Annotated in this window: 19 protein-coding genes and 1 pseudogene; all 20 read right to left on the bottom strand. The window is 33.0% G+C overall.

Annotated elements, in window-relative coordinates; all coding sequences use genetic code 11:
- Positions 1 to 45: 45 nt before the first annotated feature.
- The 20 genes and pseudogenes from HMPREF3247_RS12410 to HMPREF3247_RS12315 all read right to left on the bottom strand — a co-directional run bounded on the left by HMPREF3247_RS12410 (position 46) and on the right by HMPREF3247_RS12315 (position 21,609).
- A pseudogene (locus HMPREF3247_RS12410) lies at positions 46 to 1,265 on the bottom strand (Fic family protein).
- A 286-nt stretch (positions 1,266 to 1,551) separates the two neighbouring features.
- The gene (locus HMPREF3247_RS12405; protein ID WP_000533238.1) at positions 1,552 to 2,781 is read right to left on the bottom strand and encodes an NRAMP family divalent metal transporter; all 1,230 of its coding nucleotides are present in this window, start codon (positions 2,779 to 2,781) and stop codon (positions 1,552 to 1,554) included.
- An 11-nt stretch (positions 2,782 to 2,792) separates the two neighbouring features.
- On the bottom strand, positions 2,793 to 3,545 hold the full coding sequence (gene pxpA / locus HMPREF3247_RS12400) for a 5-oxoprolinase subunit PxpA (protein ID WP_001261797.1): 753 nt from the start codon (positions 3,543 to 3,545) through the stop codon (positions 2,793 to 2,795).
- Entirely contained in the window at positions 3,545 to 4,906 is a 1,362-nt protein-coding gene (locus HMPREF3247_RS12395) for an acetyl-CoA carboxylase biotin carboxylase subunit (RefSeq protein WP_000942750.1), read from the bottom strand. The genes pxpA and HMPREF3247_RS12395 overlap by 1 nt, the downstream gene beginning before the upstream one ends.
- Before the next feature lie 13 nt (positions 4,907 to 4,919).
- Positions 4,920 to 5,369, bottom strand: a complete 450-nt coding sequence (locus tag HMPREF3247_RS12390) for an acetyl-CoA carboxylase biotin carboxyl carrier protein (protein WP_001019340.1) — start codon at positions 5,367 to 5,369, stop codon at positions 4,920 to 4,922.
- A gap of 1 nt (position 5,370) precedes the next feature.
- The gene (locus HMPREF3247_RS12385) at positions 5,371 to 6,381 is read right to left on the bottom strand and encodes a 5-oxoprolinase subunit C family protein (protein WP_000023324.1); all 1,011 of its coding nucleotides are present in this window, start codon (positions 6,379 to 6,381) and stop codon (positions 5,371 to 5,373) included.
- On the bottom strand, positions 6,371 to 7,105 hold the full coding sequence (gene pxpB, locus HMPREF3247_RS12380) for a 5-oxoprolinase subunit PxpB (RefSeq protein WP_000383179.1): 735 nt from the start codon (positions 7,103 to 7,105) through the stop codon (positions 6,371 to 6,373). Before pxpB ends, HMPREF3247_RS12385 begins: the two co-directional genes overlap by 11 nt.
- A gap of 325 nt (positions 7,106 to 7,430) precedes the next feature.
- A complete protein-coding gene (gene greA, locus HMPREF3247_RS12375) occupies positions 7,431 to 7,907 on the bottom strand; it encodes a transcription elongation factor GreA (RefSeq protein ID WP_000431312.1) in 477 nt (158 codons plus the stop codon).
- Positions 7,908 to 7,934: 27 nt separating this feature from the next.
- A complete protein-coding gene (gene udk / locus HMPREF3247_RS12370) occupies positions 7,935 to 8,558 on the bottom strand; it encodes a uridine kinase (RefSeq protein ID WP_000648617.1) in 624 nt (207 codons plus the stop codon).
- A complete protein-coding gene (locus tag HMPREF3247_RS12365; protein ID WP_000848304.1) occupies positions 8,558 to 9,826 on the bottom strand; it encodes a peptidase U32 family protein in 1,269 nt (422 codons plus the stop codon). The genes udk and HMPREF3247_RS12365 overlap by 1 nt, the downstream gene beginning before the upstream one ends.
- A gap of 11 nt (positions 9,827 to 9,837) precedes the next feature.
- The gene (locus HMPREF3247_RS12360; protein ID WP_000137775.1) at positions 9,838 to 10,761 is read right to left on the bottom strand and encodes a peptidase U32 family protein; all 924 of its coding nucleotides are present in this window, start codon (positions 10,759 to 10,761) and stop codon (positions 9,838 to 9,840) included.
- Between the two features lie 2 nt (positions 10,762 to 10,763).
- A complete protein-coding gene (locus HMPREF3247_RS12355) occupies positions 10,764 to 11,402 on the bottom strand; it encodes an O-methyltransferase (protein ID WP_000342266.1) in 639 nt (212 codons plus the stop codon).
- 284 nt (positions 11,403 to 11,686) lie between these two features.
- Positions 11,687 to 11,995 carry a DUF1292 domain-containing protein gene (locus HMPREF3247_RS12350; protein WP_000134776.1) on the bottom strand — a complete coding sequence of 103 codons (309 nt, stop codon included), beginning with the start codon at positions 11,993 to 11,995 and terminating at the stop codon, positions 11,687 to 11,689.
- 14 nt (positions 11,996 to 12,009) lie between these two features.
- Entirely contained in the window at positions 12,010 to 12,438 is a 429-nt protein-coding gene (gene ruvX / locus HMPREF3247_RS12345; protein ID WP_000939059.1) for a Holliday junction resolvase RuvX, read from the bottom strand.
- 3 nt (positions 12,439 to 12,441) lie between these two features.
- Positions 12,442 to 12,702: an IreB family regulatory phosphoprotein gene (locus HMPREF3247_RS12340; RefSeq protein ID WP_000426912.1), complete on the bottom strand. Its 261-nt coding sequence runs from the start codon at positions 12,700 to 12,702 to the stop codon at positions 12,442 to 12,444.
- A 62-nt stretch (positions 12,703 to 12,764) separates the two neighbouring features.
- Positions 12,765 to 15,395 carry an alanine--tRNA ligase gene (alaS, locus tag HMPREF3247_RS12335; RefSeq protein WP_000734071.1) on the bottom strand — a complete coding sequence of 877 codons (2,631 nt, stop codon included), beginning with the start codon at positions 15,393 to 15,395 and terminating at the stop codon, positions 12,765 to 12,767.
- 342 nt (positions 15,396 to 15,737) lie between these two features.
- Positions 15,738 to 18,215, bottom strand: coding sequence for an SF1B family DNA helicase RecD2 (locus tag HMPREF3247_RS12330; RefSeq protein ID WP_001283312.1), 2,478 nt, complete (start codon positions 18,213 to 18,215; stop codon positions 15,738 to 15,740).
- Position 18,216: 1 nt separating this feature from the next.
- On the bottom strand, positions 18,217 to 18,885 hold the full coding sequence (locus HMPREF3247_RS12325) for a tetratricopeptide repeat protein (RefSeq protein ID WP_000567030.1): 669 nt from the start codon (positions 18,883 to 18,885) through the stop codon (positions 18,217 to 18,219).
- A 462-nt stretch (positions 18,886 to 19,347) separates the two neighbouring features.
- The gene (gene mnmA, locus HMPREF3247_RS12320; protein WP_000066092.1) at positions 19,348 to 20,466 is read right to left on the bottom strand and encodes a tRNA 2-thiouridine(34) synthase MnmA; all 1,119 of its coding nucleotides are present in this window, start codon (positions 20,464 to 20,466) and stop codon (positions 19,348 to 19,350) included.
- Entirely contained in the window at positions 20,467 to 21,609 is a 1,143-nt protein-coding gene (locus HMPREF3247_RS12315; protein ID WP_000409158.1) for a cysteine desulfurase family protein, read from the bottom strand.
- Positions 21,610 to 21,790: the final 181 nt, after the last annotated feature.

Here is a 21,790-nt window from a genome sequence, read left to right as displayed (position 1 = left end):
GCGATCTTACAAATACTATAAGTATAGCTGAATCACATATTATATTTATTTTATAATCGAATTTAGAAATTCATCACTTATCTCATAAATTATTGGTCTACTTTTAATTTTAACTAAGTAGTTATCATATTTTTTAATTGTATTATTAATTTTTACTCTTCCTACTCCCAATATGTTTTCTAAATCAATTAATGTTAATCTATTTCTTTTATTTCCAAACAATTTATCCATTGAAAGGAGATACAAAAATTCATAATCTATCTGTTTATAATGACTGGTTAAATAAAGCGTTAATTTTTCAGTCGCATCCATTTTTGGTATTAACTCATCAAGTATTCTTTCTTGTCCTGCTATCAATAGCTCAAGCATTGTGTCAATAAATTCCGTCAAATCACCACAATTCAAATGATTTGAAGCAGTCATAAACGCCTTGTAATATTTCGATTTATTTCTATTTATAACATATGAAAATGTCAAAGCAGTATAATTATCATAATAATCACTCAAGAGCTTGGCAATTATAAATCTTCCAACTCTACCATTGCCATCATAAAAAGGATGTATATATTCAAACAGATAATGACTAGCCATGATTTTGAACGGCTGAGGCGCATCAAAATATTTTAAAAATGTTAGCATTTCACCTATATATTCAACAATTTTGGTTTCAGGTTGTAACCCAACATGTATATATTTATTCGTTGACCCATCATGCACACCGACAAAATTTTTACGAAATAGCTCTCCATCTAACTTATCTTGTTCGTTAATTTCATTTGAAACTAATTTATCATAAATCGCTCTAATGTCTCTTACATTATCAACTTTAATTTTTTTATTAAGTTCTATCTCTTTATATTGATCCACGAGGCCTCTGAACTTAAGAAATTCTGATGCTTGGTTATTTAACGCATGTGCAATCTCTTGTTTAGTACTAAATACATTTTCAATTTCATTAGTACTTTGTAATTCATCGATTAATAAATCATTAAAATATTGTTCTCTAGCTGCATATGGTAAAGAATTAAGTGCTCTATCAATTTTTCTACTATTAATTGATATTAATTCTTGTTTTTTTGATAGATTTTTAGTCACCATAAAGAATAGAGGATATTCCAAATCATTAACTTTTTTTCAATTTCCATAGGTATGATATTAATATTAGTATTGAAAGAAGCTAAAGAATTAAATCTTTTAGTATACTCTTCCTTCATTTTACTTTCATTGTGTTCATGAAAAATACTTTTTAAAGTTCTGTAACCCATTTGCAGCCTCCTCTACTCATTTAAAATGTATTTTTTGTCCAATAAATCCATTTTCATTAGATTAGCTAAATATTATCACTTTTTTTCTTTAAAAACTATATAAATATCTATTTATCCAAACAACTGAAACAGAAGTTTCATCACAACAAAAAGAGCAGTACATTTGTCATGCACCACTCTCAACAAATATATCTAATTATGCTTTATAAATGAATCACCGGAAATCAAAATACATCTTGCCTAATACTAACAACATTTACAGTGATGCTATTAGTCAAAATGTCTTTTAAAATAACTGAAGTACTTCTTTGAATGAGAATATACCTGTCAATATTGTAACAAGTACTGCAACGATACCAAAGATGAACATCCAATTTGGGTGTTTATAATCACCAACAATTGATTTCTTTTTACTTGCAATCAAAATTGCACCTAACGTAATAGGTAAAATCCATCCATTTATCGCGCCTGCTATAATTAAAAGGCTGATTGGTTTTCCAATAAATAAGAAAATCATTGTTGAAATAACGATAAACACAATCACAATTAAATTACTTCTTTCGTTAAGTGATTTATGAAGTGTTTTTAAAAATGTTGCGCTTGTGTATGCTGAGCCAATTACTGATGACATAGCTGCAGCAAATAACACAATACCAAAAATATTCTTTCCAATTGGTCCAATTGCGTGTTCAAAAACTGACGCTGGTGGATTTTCAGAACTTAGTGTCACACCTGTTACAACAACACCTAATACCGCTAGGAATAGTAACGTTCTCATAATACCTGTAGTTAAAATACCAGCAATTGCTGATTGATTTACAAATGGTAAATATTGCTTACCTTTAATGCCAGAGTCTAATATACGATGTGCACCTGCAAAGGTAATATAACCACCTACAGTTCCACCAACTAACGTAATGATTGGCAAGACTAATTTCATTGGATGTTCTGGCGCAAATGTATGCACAAAAGCATCACCATAAGGTGGATTAGAAACAAACATCACATATGCCACAACTAAAATCATCACAATACCAAGAATCATTGAAACAACGTCCATAATTTTTTGGCCACTTTTACTTACAAAGATTAATATTGCAAAGATTGCAGTAATAGCTGCGCCCCATTTTACATCTAATCCAAAAATTGCATTTAAACCTAAACCGGCACCAGCAATATTACCAATATTAAAAGCTAGACCACCAAATGCAATCAATATTGAGATAACAGTACCAAGCCCAGGAACAACTTTATTTGATATTTCTTGACCTCTTAAACCAGTTACAACTAATATGCGCCATATATTAATTTGTGCACCAATGTCAATGATGATAGACAGTAATATGGCAAATGCGAAACTTGCAAAAAATTGTGATGTAAATACTGCTGTTTGCGTTAAAAATGCTGGCCCAATTGCAGAAGTTGCCATCAAAAATACAGAACCTAATAATAACCTTTTATGATTTTTTGTGAATTCAAAGTCACTTTCTTTTTTAAGCTTTAAATTTCTTCCCATTTTTTAGCCCCCTATAAGGATTGAATATCAATGCCTTCTTTCATTAAAATTTCTCTAATTTTCGAAACAAATAATAATGCATGTTCTCCATCACCATGCACACAAATTGTATCTGCTTGTAACGTTACTTCCTTATTGTTTTTTGAAATAACTTTATTTTCCTTCACCATCTTTAAAACCTGCTTAAGTGCTTCGTCAGTATCAGTAATCACAGCATCACTTTCTTTTCTACTAACGAGCTGCCCATCATCTTCGTATCGTCTATCAGCAAACACTTCAGAAGCTGTAATTAATCCGACATTCTTTGCTTCTGAAATTAGATATGAATTTGCTAATCCTACTAACACTAGTGATGGATCAAAGTCATAAACAGCTTGTGCTATAACGCTTGCTATTTCTCTGTCTTTTGCACCCATCTGATACAACGCACCATGCGGTTTAACATGATTAATTTTAACTTGATGAATGCGACAAAACCCTTGTAATGCACCTAATTGATAAATCATCAAATTATAAATCTCGTCGTTAGAGATATCTATATTTCGTCTGCCAAAGCCTTTCAAATCAGGTAAACCAGGATGTGCACCTACTGCAACATTATGTGCTTTGGCAAGTTTTACCGTTTCATTCATTACATTTTCATCACCAGCGTGAAAACCACAAGCAACATTCGCACTTGTAATTAACGGAATAATTTGATGATCACCACCAAAGGAATAATTTCCAAATGCTTCGCCTAAATCACAATTCAAATCAACTCGCATTATAATTCCACCCCTTTAACAATTTGATGTTTTTCTAAAAATTTAATATCAACATCTTTTGCATCTCCATCACGATATAGTGGATAATTTAAAACTGCATATAAAAAATCGGCAGTTGTAGAAAATCCATCTATCACCATTTCATCTAAGGTGGCTTTCAACTTATCAATTGCTGAAGCTCTATCATGAGATTTTACAATTACTTTAGCTACTAAAGAATCATAATATGGTGAAACTTGATAACCGTGATATAGTAAAGAATCGACTCGCACATTAAAGCCTTGAGGTAAATGTAACGCTGTCACTTTACCTGGTGTTGGTTGAAATTTCTTTTCAGGATTTTCGGCATTTATTCTCGCTTCTATCACATGACCATTAAATTGAATATCGCTTTGTGAAAAAGGTAAATGATTATGTTCCAATAAATACAATTGTGCTGCAACCAAATCACGTTCTGCTCGCATCTCTGTAACAGTATGTTCAACTTGTATTCGAGCATTCATTTCAATAAAGTAATGTGCGGTATCAGTTACTAAAAATTCAATCGTACCTGCACTTCTATAATTTGCTGCACGTGCAACTTTAACAGCATCGTTACATATTTGTTGTCGTCTTTCTTCAGTTAATGCTGCACAAGGAGATTCTTCGATTAATTTTTGATTTTTACGTTGTACAGAACAATCACGTTCCCCTAAATGTACAAAATTATCCTGCCCATCTCCCATAACTTGAACTTCAACATGTTTTGCAACAGGTATAAAAGCCTCAACATAAACACGATCATCATCAAAGTATTTTTTTCCTTCACTTTTAGCTTCTTTAAATGCCTTTTCTAAATCTTCAGCTTTCTTTACAATACGTATACCTTTACCACCACCGCCACTGGCAGCTTTGATAACAACTGGATAACCGATGTCTTTGGCAAGCTTCTCAATTTCAGACACATGGTTCACAGCACCATTTGATCCTGGAATCACAGGAACACCTGCATGATGAACTGTTTGTCTTGCTGTTATTTTATCCCCCATCATTTCCATCGTTTTTTTAGTAGGCCCTATAAACGCTATGCCTTGTTCCTCAACGGTTTGAGCAAATTTTGTTGATTCTGATAAAAAGCCATATCCTGGGTGAATTGCATTAGCACCAGTGATTTGTGCAGCAGATATGATGCGGTCAATATTTAAATAACTACCTAAAGCATTAGCTTCCCCAATACATATAGCTTGATCTGCTAAATGTACATGCAAGCTTTGCTCGTCCCCTTTTGCATAAACTGCTACAGTTTCAATCCCATATTCTCTGCAAGCTCTTATAATCCTTACAGCAATTTCACCTCTATTCGCAATTAAACAACGAAGCATTTACTTACCCCCTTTACTTAATACGTACCAAAACTTGGTCGTATTCAACATTTGTTCCATGATCAGCTACTATTTCAGTAATTTCTCCAGCAACATCTGTTGTTACCTCGTTTAATACTTTCATCGCTTCAACATATCCTATAATATCTCCCTTGTTAACTTTGTCACCGACATTCACAATTGGTTCAGTTAATTCTTTACTATCTTGTAAAAAGAATGTACCTACCATTGGTGATTTAATGTCATGATAATCATTTGTCGAAACATCGGAGTTATCATTCGCTTTTGAAGCTGTCAAATCATTATTGTTCATACTTTGATTTGATTGATTACTGTGTGCAGCCAAATGATTCGAGTCAGTGAAGTCAATTTCTATTTCATCTTCAAAATTTTTATATTTAAATTTCTTAACATCATTTTCCTTCACTAATTTGATTATTTGTTCGATTTTTTCAATATTCATTTTACAAATCCCCTTTTAAAATTGTTGCTAATTTTTTCGAAGTATGTCGCAAGCTAGATGTATCAAAAATTGGAGTCTTTTGATGACTCTTAAGAATTTCATTAAACAGAGACATTTGTTCCCGATTCTTATCTACAGCTTCTTGGAATGATATCCATTTAAATTGAATTGTATCTTGTGGTTTCATCTGTGCTAACTTTGGCAGATCAAATTTGCATACAGTTGCAATTTTGGTATAACCACCTATCGTTTGTTTATCATTAAGCAGAATAATAGGTTGACCATCATTTGGTACTTGAACACTACCAAGAGCAACCGGTTCAGAAATGATATCTGCTTGATTAATTGGTGCAACGCTGTCACCTTCCAAACGATAGCCCATACGGTCTGATTGTTCAGTAATTAAATATGGATGATTTACAATTTTCGCTCTAGCCTCTTCAGAAAATGCCTCGAATTGAGGTCCTTGAAGAATGTGTATAATATTATTTTCTGGCAATAAATCGTCCTGTAAATGAATCGTCTTTCCAATGTTTTCTTTAAAGTCATTATTTATTTTCACTGTTATTACATCATTAGCTAATAACTTTCTACCTTTGAATCCTCCTATACTGCTTCGGGTATGTGTTGCATAACTTTCAGCAATAGGAGGTACGTTGATAGAATGACCAAAAGTAAGATAACCGCGTGCACCTTTGGTTATAGCACCTATTTTTAAAATGTCACCTTTCTCAGCTAATATGACAGAATTCATTGATATAGTTTTATTATTTAGCGAGGCATTAACACTACCACCGGTTATAACAAATGTATTTTGCGTATTAAATTGAATGGTAGGACCAATCAAAGTATATTCAATCGCTGGACCATCATTGTTAATTAATAACTGCGCAACCTTAAAACTAAATTGATCCATGGCACCTGCGCCTGAAAATCCAATATGTTCATAACCTTTTCTTCCTAGATCTTGTACCGTTGAAAAGAGACCTGGTTGTAAAATCTTAATTGACATTTTCAATCACCACCCAGTCATCAACATTAAAGTTGCCATCTGATATATCTCTTTCGATTTGTATAAATTCTTGTTCATCTATTGCATAAAATTGTATCCATTCTCCTGCTTCGTACATTGACATTGGTTCACGCTCGCTGCTAAATACTTTTAACGGTGTGCGTCCAATAATTTGCCATCCGCCAGGAGAATCTGATGGATATAGTCCTGTTTGATTATTCGCAATACCTACAGAACCTGCATGAATTTTTAACCTTGGCTGATTACGTCTAGGTGTATGTAGTTGTTCATCAAGTCCGCCTAAGTATGGAAATCCTGGCATAAATCCTAGCATATATATTAAATAAGGTTTACTTGTATGTTTTTCAATAACTTGCTCAACAGTTATTCGATTATGCTTTGCTACTTCTTCAATATCTGGTCCATATGTACCACCATATTGAACAGGTATTTTAATAATACGATTGGTTTGATTCACAGCATGAACATTTTTTTCATTAAATTTGTTAAGTTCTAAATTTTCAATTAATTTAGAAGATGTTATAGCTTGTTCATCAAAATATATTAGAACTGCTCGATACGAAGGGACAATATCTTGAATTTCTAATATTTCTTTTTCTCGTATCCACCGTACCATTGCTGTGACATTACGATATGTCTCTTCGGATATTTTATTTTCAAAATAAATCATAATTGTCTGCTCGTTAATAAATCTTACATCCACTTTAAATCCCCCTTTGTATTGCAATAAACCAGTATTGAATACCTTTTCATTGTATCATTGAGAAGCACAAGTTGTTTAATAAGTAATTCAAATCGCATACAATAACAAATGATAATCAATTTGTTTTCTCGGAAATATTTTGCTTTTTTAAAATGGAGTAGTTAATATTGTAACTCTTACACTAATTTAGGTTCTGCTATCATTCGGTCTGATGGAAAATTTTTACTTTTCATCTGTCCGATTTTTTGATTTTGAATATAAAAAAGCACGACCGAAGTATCATTAACACACTTCAATCGCGCAATTAAACAATCTATTTGATCATTTATTGGATATTAACAATTTTTACGTTCATTTCGCCACCATTAGGTAGTGGAACACGAACTTCATCATCTAAACCTTTACCAATTAACGCTTTAGCCATTGGTGATTCATTTGAAATCTTACCATTAAATGCATCTGATTCAGCTGAACCAACGATTTGATAACTTTCCTCTTCATCACCTGGTAATTCTACAAACGTTACTGTTTTACCAATTTTAACAACGTTGTTATCTCCAGTATCTTCAATGATTAATGCATTTCTTAACATATGCTCAATTCTTTGAATATCTTGTTCGATGAATCCTTGTTCATCTTTTGCTGCATCATACTCAGAGTTCTCTGATAAGTCACCAAATGAACGTGCAACTTTAATTTTCTCTACAACTTCAGGACGCTTAACTGTTTTTAATTCTTCAAGTTCACGCTCTAATTTTTCAAAACCTTCTTGAGTCATTGGATATTGCTTTTGATTTTCCATATTGTCATCTTCCTTTACTGAATTATACTATTGCTTGCTAACTAAAGACTGAATTTTTGTTGTCATAATATCTATTGCAACTTTATTGCTCCCACCTTCAGGAATAATTATATCAGCATATTTCTTAGTCGGTTCAATAAATTGGTCATGCATAGGTCTAACAACACTTAAATATTGATTGATAACAGAGTCCATTGAACGCCCACGCTCTTTAGTATCTCGTGTTAAACGGCGTAATATTCTCAAGTCTGCATCTGTATCAACATATATTTTAACATCCATCATATCACGTAATACCTTATTTTCTAAAGCGAAAATACCTTCTACGATAATAACATCTTTAGGTTTAAAATCAATGGTAATGTCACTTCTTGTATGACTAGCATAATCATATGTCGGTACTTCTACTGCTTTACCATTTTTCAAGTCTTTAAGATTTTCAATTAATAAATCATTATCGAATGCAAATGGATGGTCATAATTGGTTTCTAGGCGCTCGTCGAAAGTCAAGTGCTTTTGATCTTTATAATAGTAATCTTGAGCAAGTAAAGCGACACTATGACCTTCTAAGTTTTTCATAATTTCGTTAGTTACAGTTGTTTTTCCTGAGCCAGATCCACCAGCTATGCCAATGATTGTAGTAGCTTTCATTAGCCAATTTCCTTTCTCATCATGTTGTTTGGATATATCGGGCGATCCACTTTAATTTGAACGATTTGTAATGGATGGCGCGCCGCGTCTAAGCTGTTACCTTCTTCATCATAAATTGCTTCTACTACTTGTGTAAATGTTTCAATTTCTGGACCAAAGAATTCTATTTCTTGACCTGGTTTAAAGTTATTTCGTTGTTGAATAGTCGCAATTTTTGTATCTTCATTATAGTCTAATACCAAACCACAAAAATCAAATGGTGATTTTTTAGATTGTTGTTGACCAAACATCTGTTCTTCATAACCAGGTGTTCCCTCAAAGAATGCTGGTGCAGTGTCTCTATTTGCACATTTATCTAACTCTATTAACCATTCCGGATTAATCTTAAAGTTGTCAGGATCTGCCGCATACGCATCAATGACTTTACGATATACTGAGACAACTGTTGCAATATAATGAATTGACTTCATACGTCCTTCAATTTTTAATGAGTCCACACCAATATCCATCATTTGAGGAATTGATTCGATTAATTTTAAATCTTTAGGACTCATCGCAAACGGTGTAACTTCACCTTGATTATAAAAAACATCAAGTTCACCATTATCATCAACTTCTAATAATTCATAATCCCAACGGCAACTTTGACAGCAACCGCCTCTGTTGGAATCCCTTGCAGTCATATGATTACTTAATGTACATCTACCTGAATAGGCGATACACATAGCACCATGAATAAATGCTTCGATTTCAATATCTACTTTTTCCTTCATTTCACGCATTTCCATCGCGCCGGTCTCACGTGCTAATACAACACGATCCAATCCTTCTTCTTTCCAATATTCTACAGCTTTGTAATTAGAAAGTGATTGTTGAGTAGATAAATGAATTTCAAGTTTTGGCGCAACTTCTTTACATGTTTCGATAATTAAAGGATCTGCAACAATGATACCTGTCGCACCAGTCTTTTCCAAATTACGCAAATATGATTCTAGACCTTCAATATTCTCATCATGTGCAATAATATTTGTCGTAACATAAATTTTGGCACCGTAACGGTTCGCAAATTCAACACCTTCAGCTATTTCTTCCATCGTGAAATTATCAGCATTTGAACGTAATCCATATTCTTGACCACCTAAAAATACGGCATCAGCGCCATAATGTACTGCTATTTTTAACTTTTCTAAGTTTCCAGCAGGTGCTAATAATTCTGGTTTCTTCATAACTGTTTTAGGAGTTGATTTAATCTCTTCTATTGTCTTCATGATTAACCTCCTTAATATACTGTTTGTTTATATAAGAAACCTTCGTCAAATGGTCGATGATCAGGTTGAATTTCTTCAATTGGATCCATCAACATAAATTTCTCATCTTCATAGATTTCAGGATCTTCATTGTACAAATCTATCGCTTGACGATACTGTTCCGTTACCACATTAATATATTCTTCCGTTTGTAGAATACCATCGATTTTAAATGAATCTATACCCGCCTCAAAAAATGGTGCTAATTCTTCAATTAAACAAATGTCGTTTGGTGACATAATGTGCGTACCATTGTAATCTTCGTAAACTGGGTAATTATTTTGTCTTTCTTCATCATAAAGTAATAAAGATTGTTCATCATTGCGACGTTCAATTTTCATTTGGCGATCTTGGAACGTATAATAATTGCCTAGTAGCATACGCTTTGATTGGAACATACAAGTCATTCCTTGAACTTGCACCTCAATTTCCACATTTGAATTTTCTTTTATATTAATAATTTCATCCAAATTCAGCTCACGTGCTAAGACAGCTCTTGATGCGCCTCTTTTACCCCAGTAATTACATTGAAAATGATTAGTTACTAACGTCTCTGCATTCCAATGAAGTGGTATTGGATTTTCTTGCGCCTTCACATACATTACTACTGCTGGATCCCCGAAAATAATTCTGTCAACTCGTATTTCATGTAAAAAATTAATATAATCTTCTACAGCATCTAAATGATAATTATGAAATAATCCATTCACTGCCGCATATACTTTTTTATCGTTTTTGTGAGCTAATGCGACAGCCTCTGTCATTTGTTGTCTATTGAATTCCCCTGGAAGTCTTAAACCAAACTTTTGCTCGCCAATTACAAAAGCATCTGCACCTAAATCAATAAGTGTTTCCATATGGCTTAATGACTTGGGTGTGACAAGTAATTCTGTCATAGTCATTCTCCTTTAATTGAAATCGCTAATCCATCGTCTATATTTAAAAAATTCGTTGTATATCCTGGTTGCTTTATTAACCACTCATTATAATCTTGAACCTTTTTAACCATTTGTCTTACATTTCTCGATCTAACAATCCCAATATCCGATACAAAACCGTGATATAAAACATTATCTGTAATTACGAGACCTTGGTGCTTTAAAAGTGGTGTATATATTTCAAAAAATTTCTTTGATTGCGCTTTTGCTGCATCAATAAATATCATATCATAAACTTTGTCATTTACATTTTCAAATTGCTCTAAAGCATTACCTTCAATAATTCGAACCTGGTTTTCAAAATGATAAGTAGCTAAATTTTGTTTAGCATATTGAATCATCGTTTCATTACGCTCTATCGTTGTGACATGAATGTCATCAGATATAGAAGCGAATTGCATAGAACTATAGCCGATTGCTGTACCAATTTCTAAAATATTTTTAACATTATTCATACGAATTAATTGCTTAATTAAATCTAATGTTAAACGATCTACGATTGGCACTTCATTTACCTCGGCAAATTCACGCAAAACTTCGATTGAACTATTTTGATGTTGATGTAAATCTATTAAATATTTTTTATTTAGGTCATCCATGTTTTAAACTTCCTTTATGTAAAATAAGTCAATATGATTATGACAATAAAATAAATCAGCCTTCACAATTGATTATAATTTTGCCAACCAATTAAATGACTGATTTCGTGTTAGACGCAAAGCTATTTTATTTATAGAAGCGAATCATTCATATAAAATTTAACTTTAGATATTTTACCATATTTTCAATAAAATTATAAGCGTTAATTATTTATACATTGCTTGACTTAAAAAAATACTCTTGCCTCCCCATCTTAAGGTTAGCAAGAGTAAAATCTTTTTAATTATTCTTCCATTTCAGTATTTACAACTTCTTCAATCATGTCCCATTCTTCATCAGTTTCGATTGGTACTAACTTACCACCGTCACCTAACTCATCTGGTTCATTGATCATTGGTACAAGCTCAATCATATCGTCTTCATCTGATTGAGCACCTTCTTCAGCTAAGATAACATACTCTTTTTTGAATTCAGGATGATAAAATTCTAAAACTTTTCGGTATAAAACTTCATTTCCCTCTTCATCGAATAAAGTTAATAATTCTTCTTCGTTATTAATTTCTAGTTGTGAATCATGATTATGTTCAGTCATAGTAAAATCTCCTTTTAATGTAGTGAATCTAAATAGCCTTGTAAAATAAATACCGCTGCCATTTTATCAATCACTTGTTTTCTTTTTTGTCTTGAAACATCTGCTTCTAATAATGATCGTTCAGCAGCCATTGTGCTTAATCTTTCATCCCACATCACAATCTCAATAGAAGGATAAGCTTCTAATAATTTTTCTTTGTATGTTAACGAAGCTTCGCCTCGAAATCCTATTGAATTATTCATGTTTTTAGGTAGTCCTATTACGACTGTACCCACATTATGTTTTTTAATAATGTCTACTAATTGGTCAATACCTAATTCATTATTTTCTTCATTGATTCGGAGTGTGTCTAATCCTTGTGCCGTCCAACCCATTATATCACTAATTGCAATTCCTACCGTTCTACTACCGACATCGAGTCCTAAAATTTTATGTTGTAACATAAATTATTTATTTTGCTCTTTTAAATAGTAAGAAACAAGCTCTTCCATAATAACATCTCTATCAATGTGACGAATTTGATTTCTTGCTTCATTTTGGCGTGGAATATACGCAGGGTCACCTGATAATAAATAACCTACAATTTGGTTTACGGCATTATATCCTCGTTCATCTAATGTTCGATAAACATTATTTAAAACATCTCTTACATCTTGCGTTGGAAGTTCTTCATAGTCGAATTTCATTGTTTTATCAAAGTTTTCCATTTGCGACACTCCTTTAATTACAAATATAACTCACTATCATCATACAATATTATGGCTTTAAATTATAGATTTTTAATGTAATCTTTAATAAAGCTTAATGATTTTGAGATATTTTCAGGTTGTGTACCGCCACCTTGAGCCATATCTGGACGACCGCCACCTTTACCACCAACGATTGGTGCCATTTGTTTGATAAGATCACCGGCTTTAACGTTATTTGTTAAAGATTTAGGGACAGTTGCAACCATCGATACTTTATCATCAACATTACTTGCAAGAATGATAATTGTATCTTGTAGTTTAGATTTAAAATCGTCCATTGTCGAGCGAATTGCTTTCGCATTTGGTACATCCACTTCAGTAACCAATACTTTATAGCCATTGATTTCTTCAACTTGATCTTCAATATTACCCATTTTAAGTGATGTGATTTCTTTGTCACGTTGCTCTAATTGTTTTAATAATGCTTTTTCTTCATCTTGTAATTGTGTTAACTTATCGACTACTTGATCATCAGATTTCACTTTCAGCTGTGATTTCATCGTATTAAATTTCTCTTGAATATCTTCTAAATATAAGAAAGCTGCTTTACCTGTTAATGCTTCAATACGACGCACACCAGCTCCTGTACCTGACTCACTTACTATTTTGAATAAGCCAATTTCAGAAGTATTGCGGACATGAATACCACCACATAATTCAATTGAAAATGGTGCCATATTTACTACACGCACAACATCACCATATTTTTCACCGAATAATGCCATTGCGCCCATTTCTTTAGCTGAAGCAATATCCATTTCTTGAATGTTAACGTCAATACCTTTCCAAATTTCTTCATTTACTAAGCGTTCAACTTGATCAATTTCATCATTAGTCATTGGACCAAAATGAGAGAAATCAAAACGTAAACGATCTGCTTCTACTAGTGAACCAGCTTGGTTAACATGATCACCCAGTACTGATTTCAACGCTGCATGTAATAAATGTGTTGCACTATGGTTCTTTTGAATGTCACGTCGATCATTTTGGTTCACTTCAGCAGACACTGTAGCGCCAACATTTACTTGGCCAAATTGTACTACTCCTTTATGCAAGTTTTGACCATTTGGTGCTTTGGTTACTTCACTAACAGCAATTTCAAAATTGTCATTATAAACAATACCTGTATCCGCAACTTGTCCACCACTGACTGCATAAAATGGTGTTTCCGTTAACATGAAGTATACTGTTTCACCCGCTTCAACTTGTGAAACTTCTTCACCATTGTATATCAAGTGTGTTAGTGTTGTTTGAGCTGTCGCAGTATCATAACCAACAAAAGTACTTGCAGATGTAATATTTTTCAATACTTCACTTTGAACTTGCATTGATTGAGAATTTTGACGTGCTTGACGTGCACGATCACGTTGTTGTTGCATTTCTGACTCGAATGTTGTCATATCAACTTTCAATCCTGCTTGCACTGCTATTTCTTCAGTTAATTCAATTGGGAACCCATACGTATCATACAATTTAAATGCATCTTTCCCATTAATTTCATTTGTTGTCGCTTTAGCTTTTTTAATTAATTCATTTAAAATCGCTAAACCATCTTCTAATGTTTCATGGAATCGTTCTTCTTCAGACTTTATAACACGCTTAATGAAATCTGCTTTTTCCTTAACATTTGGATAATATGGTTCCATAATGTCTGCAACAATATCAACAAGTTTGTACATAAATGGCTCATTGATTCCTAACGTTTGACTAAAACGAACGGCACGACGTAACAATCGACGTAATACATACCCTCTACCTTCATTGGCAGGTAATGCACCATCAGAAATTGCAAATGCAATCGTACGAATGTGGTCAGCAATTACTTTAAATGCCACATCTTGTTCGTTGTTTACTAAATATTGTTTACCTGATACTTTTTCGATTTCATTCATTATAGGCATAAATAAATCTGTTTCATAGTTAGTACGTACATTTTGAGAAACTGAGGCCATACGCTCAAGCCCCATGCCGGTATCAATGTTTTTATTAGGTAATGGTGTGTAACTATGATCTTTATTATGATTGAATTCACTAAATACTAAGTTCCATACTTCAAGATAGCGTTCATTTTCTCCACCTGGATACATTTCTTCTGCCGGATCGTCTTGTCCATATGCTTCTCCGCGATCATAGAAAATCTCAGTGTTTGGTCCTGAAGGCCCTTCACCAATATCCCAGAAGTTACCTTCAATGCGAATAATACGACTTTCTTCAAGCCCAATATCTTTATGCCAAATGTTGTATGCTTCCATATCTTCCGGATGAATCGTAACGTACAATTTATCTGGCTCCATACCCATCCATTTATCACTCGTTAAAAATTCCCAAGCAAATTCAATCGCTTCTTGTTTAAAATAATCACCAATTGAGAAGTTACCTAACATTTCAAAGAATGTATGGTGACGCGCTGTGAAACCAACATTTTCAATATCATTTGTACGAATAGCTTTTTGAGAGTTTACAATTCTTGGCTTTTTAGGTGTTTCACGTCCATCAAAATATTTCTTTAATGTTGCTACACCTGAATTAATCCATAATAATGTATCATCATCAATTGGCACTAATGGTGCAGAAGGTTCAACCATATGTCCTTTTTCAACAAAGAAATCTAGATATTTTTGTCTAATTTCACTCGCTTTTAACTTTTTCATCTTTTACACATCCTATTTACTGTTTTTAAATTACCATTCCATAAAAATTGATGACACAGATAGTCGATTTGAAAAACTAGTATAAATCAATATCATTTTTTATTATTAAAAAATAAAAAACGCCCATCCTCAAAAGGGACGAACGTTATCGCGGTACCACCCTAGTTATAAATGCAATTCAACACATTTATCACTTTAAATCGACTATACAGTTGTGCATAAAGTAGCGTTCACTAATGTTTGTTGTACTTTTCACCAACCAGTACATCTCTGATAAACAAATCATTAACTACTCATCTTTATACGAATTTAATTCTATTTTAGTTACATTTACTCTTGTTGTCAACGTTCTATAAAGTCATACGGCGTGATTTCTCCCATATTAATCATTGGGTCAATTTTAAACATTGTAGCTTCCGTTAATACATTTATATCTGTTTTTGTTGAATCAGACGTAACTTCTCCACTATCATTCGATGACATTGGCGCTTCTACTTGATCATCTATTGTCGTTTGTGAAGCTCCTGTATCATTAGTTGCTGTGTTTTCCAGCATTTCTTCATCTTCTGAATTAAAATAATTTTTCAACAATGTACATAATTGTGTTAAACGCGCTTGACCATTTGTTTTTAATCCAATATCAAATGCTTCTGGATCACCAAGTAGAACTAAACTCGTTTTCGCTCTAGTTAAACCAGTATATAATATCGGTCTTTGTAACATTCTAAAATACTGTTTAACAATAGGCATGATAACAATAGGAAATTCTGAACCTTGTGATTTATGGATTGATGTACAATAAGCATGTGTTAATTCCATCATATCTTGTTTCGTAAATGTAATTTCATTACCTTCAAAATCCACAACAAGTACATCTTTATTAAGGGCATTTTCTTTCGCCCAAAAAATACCAACAATAACTCCTATGTCACCATTGAATATGTTATCATTTGGCCTATTAACAAGTTGTAATACTTTGTCACCTTTTCTAAAGACTACATCACCAAACTCAATTTCTCGTGTATCTTTCTTTTTAGGGTTTAAAATATCTTGTAAAACTTGATTTAAACGTTTAATACCGGCATTTCCTTTATACATTGGTGCAAGCACTTGAATATCAGCCATAGTATACCCTTTATTAACAGCACTAGTAACTACCTTCTCTACAACTGTTGGTATTTGGTTTGCCTGACAGTTAATAAAACTTCTATCATGAAAACGCTGTGTAATATCAATTTTCTGACCCAACTTCATTCGATGTGCTAATTCTATAATGCTTGAACCATCTTGTTGACGATATACTTCAGTCAGATTAACTCGTGGTATAGCTTTCGATTCAATTAAATCTTTAAATACTTGACCAGGACCTACAGAAGGCAATTGGTCCTCATCACCTACAAATATCAATTGTGCATCTAAAGGAACTGCACTTAAAAATTGGTGGAACAACCAAGTATCTACCATAGACATCTCATCAATGATTATGAGTCGTGCGTTTATTTCATTTTCTAATATATCCTCTGGCTTTGTGTCTTGATTCCAACCTATTAAACGATGAATCGTCATAGCTTCTAATCCAGTTGACTCTTGTAGTCTCTTGGACGCTCTTCCTGTTGGCGCTGCTAATACAACTGGATAATCATCATTGACATAATCATCATAATCTAATGATAAGCCATGAATCTCAGCATATAATTCAACAATACCTTTAATTACTGTCGTTTTTCCTGTTCCCGGTCCACCGGTTAATAGCATCACCTTAGAATTGATAGCCGTTTGCAAAGCTTCTTTTTGTGAAGCTGCATAGTTCACTTGATTCGCATCTTCTATTTCACCAATATGCATTTGTAAATCTGACTGTTCAATTTCTGTAAGTTTATTTGTATGCGTCTTTATTCTGAATAAGTTTTGAACACTTTTGATTTCAGAATAATACAAACTTGGAATTGCAACTTGTTCATTGTCAATAATTAGTCGTTTTTCCTCATTTAAGTATTGCAACATTTCGTCTAATTTTTCAGGTTCGATGACCTCTTCATCTTGATAATTTAATACATCAACCGTTAAATCTATAACAACATTGATAGGCAAATATGTATGTCCCTGTTTAATACATTCTTCTTCTAACGTATAGAGCAACGCAGCTTTTAATCGTTCATTATCGTTATAAGCGATACCAATATTTCTAGCAAGTTGATCTGCTTTATTAAAACCAATACCTTTAATATCATAAATCAATTGATATGGATTTCGATCTAAAATAGTCAGTGTATCGCCGAGATAAAACTGATAAATTGCCATTGAAAGTTTAGGACCAAACCCTAAATCATGTAAACGAATCATTATTTTTTCAGATTCTTGATTTGCTGAAATTTGTTCTGCAATTTGTTTCTGTTTCTTTTTAGATAATCCCGAAACTTTTTCTAGCACTGAATGGTCATCTAATATATCATTTATCGCATTGTCACCTAATGTATTAACAATATTTTGAGCTGTCTTTTTACCTACACCTTTAAACAAATCACTAGATAAATAACTTATAATTGCTTCTTTCGTTTGTGGCATTTCTTTTTCAAAAGTCTCTGCTTTTAATTGTTTACCATAACGTGGATGATCAACAACTTGCCCTTTAAATGTGTAGACATCGCCTTCAACAATATTCGGAAGAAACCCTACAACAGTTGGCATTGTATCAAAGTCTTCATTTGTTTCAATAGTATCTACTTTAAGCACTGTATAAAAATTATCACTGTTTTGAAACAATATCGCTTCAACAGTACCTTTGATCATTGAATAATCAAATAGTGTAGGGTCTGACATGTTACTCCTCCTCTTTCATTTTAGTGAATGTTTTCAGCGCATGCTGACTTAATAAGTGTTTAGGGTCGATAGTCACAGCTTCTTTAAAATGAGTTATTGCTTCATCAATATCTTCATTTTTCATAAATAACGCTAAGCCCAAATTGTATCTTGCATCAACATGATTTTTATCAATCGTTAATACATGTTTAAGTTGAGTTATGGCTTCATTAAACATTTCTAATTGACATAATACAAGACCATATTGAAATTGAACTTCTGCATCTTTGTCTTTATCTAGTTCCGCAGCAGTCATTAAATACGGCAATGCCAGCTTAAATGATTCTAACTGATTAAACGCCATACCGATCATATAATTACAATCAACTTGTTCAATCTCTGTTTGTAATGCTTGTTGATATAATTTAATAGCTTCTTGATAACGTTGCTGATTATAATATACATTTGCTAGATTATAAAATACGACGCCATTCTTCGGATCTATTGTTAAAGCTTTTTGGAAAAAGCGCTCTGCCTTTTCAATCTCATTCGCATCAGCAAGTACGATACCAGCATTAATATAATTTTCAATAATTGTAGGATTTTCTTCGATATTTCCGAACAATGCTTGTAACGCTTCTTCTATTTTTCCATTTTGTATGTATTGATAAATTGTTTGTTGATCTATCATTTACGAACCTCATTTCTCATCAATTATAACATCTTGATAAATTGTATGTCTCGAATCACTTAACAACGAATAAAATATAATCTAATATCATCTTCATTCATGAAAAAGCGGGAATGGAATAGAAATGATTAAGAACCATTAACGGTTTATTATGTAATGGTTCTTCCACATTAGCCACTACTATTATGTACTTAAAAATAGGAATACATAATTAGACTTATGCATAGGGAGTGGGACAGAAATGATATTTTAACAAAATTAAATTCGTTTATCCCCAACTCGCATTGCCTGTAGAATTTCTTTACGAAATTCTCTGTGTTGGGGCCCCGCCAATATAACATTGTAGAGCCTAGGACATTGTGATGTCCCAGACTCTATCATCATGAATTATTCTCATCAAAAACTGTCTTTCGTCATTTTCGACGTTGAAACTTCAAATAAGTAATTTATTGTTGCCATTGTTTATACAACATAATTTAATTGACCTTCATTTTTGAACACATCGTCAATTGTTGCTCCACCAAGACACACATCACCTTGATAAAAAACAACTGCTTGTCCAGGTGTGATTGCTCTTACTGGCTCAGCAAAAGTAACACGTAGTGCATGGTCGTTTTCACGTTTCACAAAAACTTTCGTATCTTTTTGGCGATATCTAAATTTAGCTGTACATTCAAAACCTTGATCTAAGTCATTATCTTCTGGATTTACAAATGAATAGTCTGAAGCAATTAAGTAATCACTGTATAATGCATCGTGATGGAATCCTTGTTCTACATATAAAACATTATCTTTTAGATTTTTACCGACAACAAACCAAGGATCGCCATCTCCACCTATACCTAAACCATGTCTTTGTCCTATTGTGTAATACATCAACCCACTATGTTTACCCATTTTCTTACCATCAAGTGTTATCATATCACCCGGTTGCGCAGGTAGATATTGAGATAAAAATGTTTTAAAGTTTTTTTCGCCGATAAAACAAATACCTGTAGAATCTTTTTTCTTAGCAGTAACTAGTCCTTGTTCTTCAGCAATTCGACGCACTTCAATCTTTTCGATGTCGCCAATTGGGAACATCACTTTTGAAAGTTGTTGTTGGGATAATTGATTCAAGAAGTATGTTTGATCTTTATTATTATCTACACCACGTAACATTTCAACATGACCATCTTCATGACGATGTATGCATGCGTAATGCCCTGTTGCTACATAATCTGCACCTAAATTCATCGCATGATCTAAAAAGGCTTTAAACTTAATTTCTTTATTACACATAACGTCTGGGTTTGGAGTACGACCTTTTTTATATTCATCTAAGAAATACGTAAAGACTTTATCCCAATATTCTTTTTCAAAATTAACAGCGTAATATGGAATGCCAATTTGATTACACACTTCAATAACATCGTTGTAATCTTCAGTTGCAGTACATACGCCATTTTCGTCAGTGTCATCCCAGTTTTTCATAAATATGCCAATGACATCATAACCTTGTTCTTTTAAGACGTGGGCTGTTACAGAACTATCTACACCGCCTGACATACCAACGACAACACGTATATCTTTATTTGACAATTATGACTCCTCCTTAAATTTAAAATATATTTTATGAATTTCAGCTACAATTGCATTAATTTCATTTTCAGTAGTCAATTCGTTAAAACTAAATCGAATCGAATGATTTGATCGCTCTTCATCTTCGAACATTGCATCTAAAACATGCGACGGTTGTGTAGAGCCTGCTGTACATGCAGATCCAGACGACACATAGATTTGTGCCATATCCAACAATGTTAACATCGTTTCAACTTCAACAAACGGAAAATATAGATTTACAATATGGCCTGTAGCATCCGTCATTGAACCATTTAATTCAAATGGAATCGCTCTTTCTTGTAATTTAACTAAAAATTGTTCTTTTAAATTCATTAAATGAATATTGTTATCGTCTCGATTCTTTTCTGCTAATTGTAATGCTTTAGCCATCCCGACAATTTGTGCAAGATTTTCAGTACCTGCACGGCGTTTCAATTCTTGTTCACCGCCAAGTTGAGGATAATCTAATGTGACATGGTCTTTAACTAATAATGCACCGACACCTTTTGGTCCTCCAAACTTATGAGCAGTAATACTCATTGCGTCGATCTCAAATTCGTCAAACTTAACATCAAGATGTCCAATTGCTTGAACCGCATCAACATGGAAATATGCATTTGTCTCAGCAATAATATCTTGAATATCATAAATTTGTTGCACTGTGCCAACTTCATTATTTACAAACATAATAGATACTAAAATCGTCTTATCTGTAATTGTTTCTTCAAGTTGGTCTAAATCAATAGCACCTGTATCATCAACATCTAGATATGTTACATCAAAACCTTCTCGCTCTAATTGTTCAAAAACATGTAACACAGAATGATGTTCAATCTTCGATGTGATAATGTGATTACCCAATTGTTCATTTGCTTTTACTATGCCTTTAATTGCCGTATTATTCGATTCTGTTGCACCACTCGTAAATATAATTTCATGTGTATCTGCACCAAGTAATTGTGCAATTTGACGTCTTGACTCATCTAAATATTTACGCGCATCTCTTCCCTTAGCATGTATTGATGATGGATTACCATAATGCGAATTGTAAATCATCATCATCGCATCTACTACTTCAGGTTTTACTGGTGTGGTCGCAGCATAATCTGCATAAATTTCCATGTTTGGACACTCCTCACAATTTTATCAATGTTCCAATAATAGCACCTTACATACTATTTTTCTACTTTTCTGTTTAACTTTATTTATAATGTTTTTAATTATATTTTACCATTTTCTACACATGCTTTTCGATAGGCTTTTTTAAGTTTATCGCTTTATTCTTGTCTTTTTTATAAATTTT

The sequence above is a fragment of the Staphylococcus sp. HMSC36A10 genome (assembly GCF_001838845.1).
GTDB classification, from domain to species: Bacteria; Bacillota; Bacilli; order Staphylococcales; family Staphylococcaceae; genus Staphylococcus; species Staphylococcus aureus.
The sequence above is the reverse complement of the archived record's forward strand: the minus strand, read 5'-3'. Positions and strand labels throughout refer to the sequence as shown.